This is a genomic window from Micromonospora sp. NPDC003776 (assembly GCF_053605645.1).
In genome coordinates, this window is sequence record NZ_JBSGJR010000865.1 from 1 (window position 1) to 1918 (window position 1918).

Here is a 1918-nt window from a genome sequence, read left to right on the forward strand (position 1 = left end):
ACCGGCACCGCCTACGACCCCACCCAGCACCGAGCACTCCAACGACTCCTCAACCAAGATCAACCAGTGAAGGCTTGACACAGGGCTACTCACGCGTGCGCCTCCTCGGGCCGGGCGTCCCGGGCGCAGCGGAAGCCGCTGAAGATCTGCCGCCGGATCGGGTAGTCCCAGTTGCGGAAGGTGCCCCGGCAGGCGGACCGGTCGGTGCCGAACGAGCCGCCGCGCAGCACCCGGTAGTCGTCGCCGAAGAAGACCTCCGAGTACTCCCGGTAGGGGAAGGCGACGAAGCCGGGGTGGCCGCGGAAGGTGGACGAGGTCCACTCCCAGACGTCCCCGATGAGCTGGTGCACGCCGAGCGGTGAGGCGCCGTCCGGGTACGCTCCCACCGGCGCCGGCCACAGGTGCCGCTGGCCCAGGTTGGCCTGCTCCGCACCCGGGTCCTCGTCACCCCACGGGTAGCGGCGGGAACGGCCGGTCGCCGGGTCCCAGCGGGCGGCCTTCTCCCACTCCGCCTCGGTGGGCAGCCGCTTGCCCGCCCAGGCCGCGTACGCCGCCGCCTCGTACCAGCAGACGTGCACCACCGGCTCGTCGTCGCGGACCGGGGACCACCGGCCGAAGCGGCGGTACGCCCAGCCGTCGCCGTCCCGGCGCCAGTGCATCGGCGCGCTCAGCTCCGCCGCGACCCGGTGCCGCCAGCCGGCCCCGCTCCACCAGCGCGGCTCGTCGTACCCGCCGTCGGCGATGAAGGCGCGGTACTGCCCGTTGGTGACCGGCGCCGCGTCGATGACGTACGCCGGCAGGTCGACGGTGTGCGCCGGACGCTCGTTGTCCAGGGCCCACGGGTCGGTGGAGGTGCCCATGGTGAACGGCCCGGCCGGCACCAGCACCTCGCCGCCGACCCGCATCCGGGGTTCCGGGGGCGGTGGTGCGTCCAGCACCGGCGCCCCGGCGCGCAACTGGTGGGTGGCGAGCATGGTCTCGTCGTGCTGCTGCTCGTGCTGCACGATCATGCCGAACGCGAAGCCGTCCTCGACCAGCTTCCGATCGTCGAAGCGGATGCCGTCGAGCAGGTCGTGGACCTTGTCCCGCACGGTCCGCACGTAGGCGCGGGCCTCGGCCGGGGGGAGCAGGGGCAGCGCCGGGCGGTCCCGGCGGGGCTGTTTGAACGCGTCGTACAGGTCGTCGATGTCCCGGCGGACCGGCTCCCGGCCGCCCACGTCGCGGACCAGCCAGAGCTCCTCCTGGTTGCCGACGTGGGCCAGGTCCCAGACCAGCGGCGACATCAGCGTGGAGTGCTGCCGCATCAGGTCGTCGTCGTCCACCGCGTCGGTCAGCAGCGCGGTCCGGGCCCGGGTACGGTCCAGCTCGGCCGCGATCAGGCTGCGCAGCCGCTCGCTCCCGGTCCCCGGCCGCTCGGTCGTCGTCACCGGTGTCTCCTCTCTGCGGCGGCGCGGCGCCGCCCGATTCCTCGGCTCGTCTCGTCGTGCAGTCCGGCCGGCAGGTCCAGCGTGGGCAGGGCCGCCAGGGCCAGGTCGAACAGGGATTCCGCGGCGGCGGCGAGCGCCCGGTCGGCCAGGCCGTGGCGGGCCGCGGGGTGCCACCGGTCGGCGACCGGGGTGGCGGCCGCCAGGGCGGCGCGGGTGGTGGTCGGATCGGCGAAGAGCGCGGCCAGCACCGCGAGCGGGACCGTCCACTCCCGACCGGGCTGGGCGTCCAGATAGCGGATCTCCAGATAGCCGCGCGGGCGGACCGGCGGGAAGAGCGTGCTGACGTGGTAATCCAGGTCCTCGGTCGTCGGCGGGCGGGGCAGCGCCCCGGCCAGCCAGTCGGCGAAGGTGACGCCCGGTGGCGGGGTCCAGTCGGGACCGTCGCCGCGCACGCAGAGCAACGGCGCGGCGAGCGCGTACCGGGTCCAGGC

General features: G+C 74.6%; 2 protein-coding genes. Both read right to left on the reverse strand.

Annotated elements, in window-relative coordinates; genetic code table 11:
* Positions 1-89: 89 nt before the first annotated feature.
* Entirely contained in the window at positions 90-1427 is a 1338-nt protein-coding gene (egtB, locus tag ACWEVO_RS35860) for an ergothioneine biosynthesis protein EgtB (protein ID WP_452311839.1), read from the reverse strand.
* On the reverse strand, positions 1424-1918 hold a 495-nt coding region (locus ACWEVO_RS35865; protein ID WP_452311840.1), incomplete at its 5' end, for a glutamate-cysteine ligase family protein. The genes ACWEVO_RS35865 and egtB, both read right to left, overlap by 4 nt.